Raw genomic sequence first — 7,463 nt, 5'->3', positions numbered from 1 at the left:
TGCCTTTCCTGCCTTTCCTGCCTTTCCTGCCTTTCCTGCCTTTCCTGCCTTTCCTGCCTTTCCTGCCTTTCCTGCCTTTCCTGCCTTTGCTTGCGTTTACTTGCGTTTACTTCTGCTTCTGCTCGACGGCGGGCATAGGCGGGGCGTTTTTTGCGCGTTCGGGGGTAAAGGCGGGGAGTCGGGAGAGGGCCTCGCACTGGAGTTGGCGGAGTCTTTTCCCGGAGGCTTCGCCTTTATTACGCCAGGCATCGGGGAGGTGGACGGCGCGTATGGCGGCGAGGTCACGGGAGGCCATAGGTTCCCAGTCCCAGCCGCCGTCGGCTCCGGCGAGCACCCAGAACTCGTGGAAGATACGGTTTTCCTGGAGTTTGCAGAGCATATCGCGGCGGGTACCGGCGCGGAGGGAGCCGTAGACGCCGCCTTTCATATGGAGGACAGTACCGGCGACGCCTGCGCGGGTGTAGCGGGAGGGGAGGCGGAGTCGGGACGCGAGGGAGCGGGCGAGTTCTGCGCCTTTGAGTTCATGTCCGTAGTGATGGGGGAGGATTGCGGCGTCGGTACGGATTTTGCCGAGGTCGTGGCAGAGGGCTATCCACGCGGCGAGGGGGTATCCTGCGCAGCGGTCCATGACTTCGAGGGTATGGTCGAGCACGGAGTTATCGTGCCAGGGGAGGGGGCCGGCGGGGATATGGGCGGCGGGGGCGAGTTCACGGAACCAGGGGGAGAGGCAGTCCGCTTCGCGCAGGGCCAGGAAGAAGCGCGAGGGCGCGGGGGCGGCAAGGGCGCGCAGAAGTTCGCGTCCCACCCTTTCGGCGGGCAGGGAAGCGAGGGCGTCGGGTGTTTCACGGGCGAAGGCGCGCATGGCGTCTGTGGCGGAGGGGTGAAGGGAGAAGGAAGGGAATTCGGCGGCAAAGCGTGCGGTACGGAACACGCGCAGCGGGTCGCGGGCAAGGGCCCGGGGCGAGGCGAGGCGGAGCACGCCGCCTTCGAGGTCGGCGAGAAAGCGCGGGTGGGCGATGAGGCGGCCTTCGGCATCGAGGGCGGCGGCGTTGACGGTGAGGTCGCGGGTGAACATGTCTTGCTGGGGGCTGCCTTCAAGGGCGGTGAATTCGTCCTGCCCCACCAGCCAGACGGAAAGGCTCCCGCCCGTCTTGCGCGCCCGGGGGAAGACATGTAGAAAAGATTCCTCACCGCCGGAAAAGGAAATGTCCACATCGTGCACCTTCCGCCCCAAAAGAAGGTCGCGCACCGCGCCGCCCACCACATACCATTGCGTCATGTTCTTCCCCGCCCCTCCGGCCTCGCCGGGCGAGAGCCGCAAGGGGAAACGTGAATTGTTGCAGAAAAAAGAAGAGAAAGCCTGTTCCCGCCCCTGTGCCGGGCGCGGAGGCCCCGGGAAGAGCCCGGAAAAGAATGTCGCGCCGCGCGGCGTCTTGTCAATGCCCGGCCGGAAAAAAGCGGGTGCAGGAAGGCGCGGCGACGGCAGGAAAAACGGGCGCCCGAAGCCCCGGGCGCGGCTCTCCCGGAAGCCCGGCGGAGCGCAAAAGCCGCTTGAGCCGGCCCCCTTGCGGAAGGGGCAAAGAACAACGGGAACGGGGCTTCCGGCCGGGGGCCTGCAAAAGATGCGGCCCCGCAGCTTCTTCGGCACAGGCCGCCCCGTCCGCGCTCCCCTCCGCGGCGGGAGCAGGCAAGGCCGCTTTCCGGGCCGTGCGGCTGCGTAACGGCCCTTCCGCAAGGCGGGATAAGGCCGGACGCTTCCGAAGGCGCCCCTGTACCGGGCGCGGAGGCCCCGGGAAGAGCCCGGAAAAGAATGTCGCCCCGCGCGGCCCCTGCAAGGATACCGCCCGGGGGAGAAGGCGCCGGAGCCGCCCCTCTTGGGCCGGGCGGCCCTGCTTCCCCGGCCCCTGCGCCCCAACCTCTTACCCCTGAAAAGCCATGAATGAAGCCCCTGTGATACGCCTGCTTTACGAAGGTCTCCCCCCCCTGTACGGCGAAGAGCCTGCGGCCCGGCCCCTTACCCTGGAAGGGCTTTCCGCCTCCCCGCTCGCCCCGCCCCCGGGGAACGGAGAATGGAAGATGGGCGGCAGCGGCCCCCTGCGCTGGCTGGAGATGCCCGCCGAAGACCTGCCCGGGCCCGTGTACCTCACCGGGGCGGCCACGAGCACGCTGGATGCGGCGCGCACGCTTCTGGAGGCCGGGCTTTTCCCGGAGTGGGCCTCGCTGCTCTCCCTTTCCCAGAGTGCGGGCCGGGGCCAGATGCGCCGCGCGTGGAGCTCTCCTCCCGGCAACCTCTACTCCGCCCTGCGCCTGCCTGCGGACGGCCCCTTTGCAGGCTTTGCCGCCGCGCCCGCCTGCGGCGCGCTCACGGCCGAGGCCCTGAGCGGGGAAGGCTGCCCCGTCATGCTCAAGTGGCCCAACGACATTCTTCAGGCCGCCGAAGGCTTCCGGCCGGGCGTCATGCCGGGCAGGGAGGGCTGCCGCAAGGTGGGCGGCATGCTCATCGAGGAGCGGCACGGCGCGCTCATTGCGGGCACAGGGCTGAACCTCGCCTCCTGCCCTCCCCTTTCAAGCCTGCGTGATAACTACGCTTTCTCCGCCGGGGTACTGTGCGGGAAAGGCGGGCTCCCCCTTGTGGGGCAAGGGGGGGAAAACGGCAAGGAAAACAAGGATATCGTGACTATTTTCACGCTTTGGAAGCGACTTGCGGGGCGCATGTTTTCCTGCTATGCAGGTAAAGACGCCCCAAGGCCGTGGTGGCCCGCCCTGGCAGAGAAGCATCTCGCCTTCAAGGGCTGCCGCGTCACTCTGGCGGACGCATGCCCGGAAGGGGAGGCTCTCGCCCGGATACCCTGCGAGGGGCTCGTGGACGGCGTGACGGCATCCGGCGCGCTCCGCCTCAGCACAGCTTACGGAACGGAAACTTTTCTGGGCGGCTCCCTGCTTCCCGGCGAGGGCTTCCTTTCCTCTTCGGAGTAGATATGTCTGCAAAAACGATGGAACAGATCCGGGCCGAGCTCAAGGGCAAGGCCATACTGGTAGCCAACCGCGGCATCCCCGCGCGGCGAATCTGCCGCGCCATACGCGAGCGCTTCGGCGCCGTGGCAATCATGACGGCCACGGACGTGGACAAGACCTCCCCCGCAGCCTCGGCCGCGCAGGAGCTCATGCTCCTCGGCCCGAACCCCACCGCCTATCTCGACCTTGACCTCATCATCAGCAAGGCCAAGGCGCGGGGCGTGGTGGGCATACACCCCGGCTGGGGCTTTGCCTCGGAAGACGACAGTTTCCCCCGCAAGTGCGCCGAATCGGGCATCACCTTCATCGGTTCCACCTGCGAATCCATGAACCTCCTGGGCAACAAGGTGCAGGCGCGCAACCTCGCCATGAAGATAGGCGTGCCCGTGGTGCCCGGATCCGACGGCGCGGTGGATATCGAAGGGGCGCGCAAAGTCATCAAGAAGATAGGCCTGCCCGTGATGCTCAAGGCCGAAGGCGGGGGCGGCGGCCGCGGCATTTTCGTGATCCGCACCATGCAGGAGCTGGAAGACGCCTTTGTGAAGGCCTCCACCATGGCGGAAGCCTCCTTCGGCAACCCGCGGCTTTTCGTGGAGCGCTACCTTGAGCATGTGCGCCACATCGAGATTCAGGTCATTGCCGACCAGTACGGCAACGTGTTCGCCTTCGACGAACGCGACTGCACGGTGCAGCGCAACCATCAGAAGCTTGTGGAAATCACGCCCTCGCCCTGGCCGGGCATGACGGAAAAGCTGCGCGCACAGCTTAAAGAATACGCGCGCGCCCTGGTGAAGGCGGTGAACTACTATTCCTTGGCCACGGTGGAATTCCTCGTCACGCAGGACGGCACGCCCTACATGATCGAAGTGAACACCCGCCTCCAGGTGGAGCACGGCATCACCGAAAGCCGCTACGGCATCGACCTTGTGGGCGCGCAGATCGCCGTAGCCTTCGGCGCGAAGCTCCCCTTCGATGAGGAGAACACCAGGCCCCAGAACTGGGCCATGCAGGTGCGCATCAACTGCGAAGACCCGCAGAACAACTTCACGCCCAACTGCGGCCGCGTGGTGCGCTACGAATCGCCCGGCGGCCCCGGCATCCGCCTCGACTCCAACCTCTGCTCGGGCTACGACTTCCCCTCCAACTACGATTCCGCAGGCGCGCTGCTCATCGCCTTCGGCAAGAGCTGGGAACGTATCCTCAGCGTCATGGACCGTGCGCTGGAGGAATACACCATCTCCGGCATCAAGACGACGATCCCCTTCTATCGCCATATCCTGCAGAACGAACAGTTCCGTTCCGCGAACTTCGACACGAACTTCGTGGCCAACACGCCGGAGCTTTTCGATTATCAGGACATCGCGCCCGAAGGCGAACGCCTGAGCCACCTCGTGGCGGAAATCTCGGCCAAGGGCTACAACCCCTTCGTGCAGCTCGGGGCGTACCGCTCCGTGGACACGCCGCGCCTGCCCGCCTTCGAGCCCGTTCTGCCGCACATTTCGGGAGCGGACCGCTATGCGCCGAGCCCCTACCCGCACGAACGCGACCAGCTTCTGGAATTCCTGCGCGATTCCAAGGCGGTGCACTTCACCGACACCACCACCCGCGACATGACGCAGTCCAACACCGGCAACCGCTTCCGCCTTGCCGAAGACGCGCTCATCGGGCCCTACCTTGATTCGTGCAACTTCTTCTCGCTGGAAAACGGCGGCGGCGCGCACTTCCATGTGGCCATGATGGCCAACATGACTTACCCCTTCAGCGAAGCGCAGGCCTGGAACCAGTTCGCGCCGAAGACGCTCAAGCAGCTTCTCGTGCGCTCCACCAACGTGCTCGGCTACACCCCGCAGCCGCGCAACCTCATGAACATCACGGGCGAAATGATCTGCGACAACTACCAGATCATACGCTGCTTCGACTTCTTGAACGACATGCGCAACATGCGGCCCATCGCCGAAGTGGTGCTCTCGCGCAACGATGTGGTCTTCGAGCCCGCCCTGTCCATCTCCGTGGCCAAGGGCTTCGACGTGGATCACTACCTCGACGTGACGGCCGCCACCCTCGACATGGTGGGGAACATCGCGGGCTGCAACCAGAAGGACGCCTCGCGCATGATCATCCTCGGCCTCAAGGACATGGCCGGCATCTGCCCGCCCTCCTTCATCGCGAACCTCGCCACGGCTATCAGGAAGCGCTGGCCCGACCTTGTGCTACACTATCACCGCCACACCACCGACGGGCTGTTCATCCCGGCCGTGGGCGCGGCGGCCAAGGCCGGCGTGCAGATCGTGGATACGGGCCTCGGCGCGAGCGTGCGCACCTACGGCCAGGGCGACGTGCTCGCCACGGTGGCCTACATGGAAGGGGAACTCGGCCTCAAGACCATGGTCAACAAGGATATGATCAGCCAGGCCAACTTCGTGCTCAAGCAGATCATGCCCTTCTACGACCGTTACTGCTCGCCCTACTTCCAGGGCACGGACTACGACGCGGTGCGCCACTGCATGCCCGGCGGCGCGACTTCCTCCTCGCAGGAAGGCGCCATGAAGCAGGGCTACATACAGCTTCTGCCGCACATGCTGCGCTTCCTTGCGTCCATACGCCGGATCGTGCGCTATCACGACGTGACGCCCGGCTCCCAGATCACCTGGAATACCGCCTTCCTCGCCGTGACCAACGCCTTCAAGCGCAGCGGCGAAAAGGGCGTGCAGGAACTCATCCGCGTGGCCGAGCTTGCCGCCGTCACGCCCGAGGATCAGGTGGACGATATCCTGCGCGAGCAGCGCCTCGATATCTACCGCGACTGCAACGACGCCTTCAGGAATCTCCTGCTCGGCAAGTTCGGCCGCCTGCCCCTGGGCTTCCCGGAAGACTGGGTGTATGAAAGCGCCTTCGGCAGCGCGGGCTACCGCTCCGCCCTGGCCTCGCGCACCGAGGATTCGCCCCTCGACCACCTCAAGGACGTGAACGTGGAAGCCGAGGAAAAGGCCTGCGCCGACATCCTCAAGCGCGCTCCCAACGACGAAGAGCTCGTCATGTACCTGAACCACCCCGGCGACGCGGTGAAGACCATACAGTTCGTGAAGAAGTACGGCGATCCCAACCGCCTGCCCCTGCATGCATGGTTCGAGGGCCTGAAGCTCGGCCAGGAGCTCCAGTTCACCGATTCCAGCGGCAAGCCGCACAAGATGACTATCTTCCGCATCAGCCCGGTGAGCGACCACGGCACGGTAACGGTGCGCTACAGCTTCGACTCCATCATCATCAGCCATGAAGTGAAGGTGGCCGAAGGCCGCATGGCCGCCGCGGACACCACCATGGCCGACGAGAACAACATCTACCACGTTCCCGCGCCGTCCAACGGCGACCTGTGGGTGATGTACGTCAAGCCCGGCGATATCGTGAAGGCCGGGGACGAACTGTTCAACATCTCCATCATGAAGCAGGAAAAGGCCGTGCTCGCGCCCACCGACGGCATCGTCAAGCGCGTGCTCAAGACGGCCGACTACCAGGCCACGCGCAAGATGATCCCCGTGCGCGAAGGCGAGCTCATCGTGGAACTCGGCCCCTGCCCCACCGTATGCTCCAACCCCGAGTGCGGCAAGCCCCTGCCCTCGGCGGCCATGAAGTTCTGCCCCTGGTGCGGCTCTGCCGTGGCCAAGGAAGAAACGCAGGAATAAAAGCGCATAACCTCCGACACCTTCCCCCGCCGGTTCCCCGACGGGGGATTTTTTTGCCCGGAGGGGGGGGGAGCAAGGGGAAGGGAAGGATGCCGCACGGCGGAAAGACGAAACGACGGTGCACCCCGCCTCCGCAAGGTCACTCAGAGATGAATGAAAGACGAAGCAAGAACAAAGACGCGCGGAAGGAAGATAGAGCGCCGAAGACCACGGGCGGCGCGGAAAAACGGACGTGAAGAGAGACAAGGAAGACGAAGCGCAGGACGAAAAGCGAGAGAACGAACGGCAAGGGGCAGGCGCGCGGAAACGGCAGAAGACGCGAACAGGAAGGGGGGATGGGGAGAAGACGGTATGCCGAAGGGAAAAAAACAGAAAACGAGAGAGAAAACTGTGCAGAACACCCGGACGGCAACGCACTTTCCCTGCATCATGCCCCAGAAAGGCTTAAAACATACCTGTTTTTGCTGGAACAACAAATAACAATGGGATATGATGATGGCCATCACCATTCTTCCCTTCCGACCACAGCAGAAAGGCACAGTCATGGACCGTTGCATAGAAAACTTTGCACAAGATACGGATGTCATCAACTATTCCCAAAAGAACAACATCTTTGATTTTACCTCTCTCAATGAGCTCGGCACCTCGCAGCTGATCGCATGGCTTCTTGATCCTCAAGAAAGCCATACGCTGGGAAACGCCTTTCTGAAAGCATTCATCCGGCAAGTAAACCAGGCCTTGAAAAACAACGCCTTTCTTGGTTCCGCC

General features: G+C 64.2%; 4 protein-coding genes. 3 read left to right on the top strand and 1 reads right to left on the bottom strand.

Going from position 1 to position 7,463, the window contains the following annotated elements; translation table 11 throughout:
* Positions 1 to 106: 106 nt before the first annotated feature.
* Positions 107 to 1,279 (bottom strand): HD domain-containing protein, encoded by a 1,173-nt coding sequence (locus K8W16_RS07045; protein WP_304122445.1) that lies wholly within the window; start codon positions 1,277 to 1,279, stop codon positions 107 to 109.
* A gap of 656 nt (positions 1,280 to 1,935) precedes the next feature.
* On the opposite strand from K8W16_RS07045, the gene K8W16_RS07040 reads away from it, so the two are divergent.
* The 3 genes from K8W16_RS07040 to K8W16_RS07030 all read left to right on the top strand — a co-directional run.
* Positions 1,936 to 2,976, top strand: a complete 1,041-nt coding sequence (locus K8W16_RS07040) for a biotin--[acetyl-CoA-carboxylase] ligase (RefSeq protein WP_304122443.1) — start codon at positions 1,936 to 1,938, stop codon at positions 2,974 to 2,976.
* A 2-nt stretch (positions 2,977 to 2,978) separates the two neighbouring features.
* Positions 2,979 to 6,695, top strand: a complete 3,717-nt coding sequence (locus K8W16_RS07035) for a pyruvate carboxylase (protein WP_304122441.1) — start codon at positions 2,979 to 2,981, stop codon at positions 6,693 to 6,695.
* A 495-nt stretch (positions 6,696 to 7,190) separates the two neighbouring features.
* Positions 7,191 to 7,463 (top strand): PD-(D/E)XK nuclease family protein (locus K8W16_RS07030; RefSeq protein ID WP_304122439.1); only part of this gene is annotated, 273 nt, incomplete at its 3' end.

This window comes from Mailhella massiliensis, from assembly GCF_020741395.1.
Lineage (GTDB): Bacteria > Desulfobacterota > Desulfovibrionia > Desulfovibrionales > Desulfovibrionaceae > Mailhella > Mailhella massiliensis_A.
The sequence above is the reverse complement of the archived record's forward strand: the minus strand, read 5'-3'. Positions and strand labels throughout refer to the sequence as shown.

Bases quoted from the DNA above. Each gene is read 5' to 3' on its own strand.
- K8W16_RS07045 (WP_304122445.1), bottom strand. From the start codon at position 1,279: ATGACGCAATGGTATGTGGTGGGCGGCGCGGTGCGCGACCTTCTTTTG.
- K8W16_RS07040 (WP_304122443.1), top strand. From the start codon at position 1,936: ATGAATGAAGCCCCTGTGATACGCCTGCTTTACGAAGGTCTCCCCCCC.
- K8W16_RS07035 (WP_304122441.1), top strand. From the start codon at position 2,979: ATGTCTGCAAAAACGATGGAACAGATCCGGGCCGAGCTCAAGGGCAAG.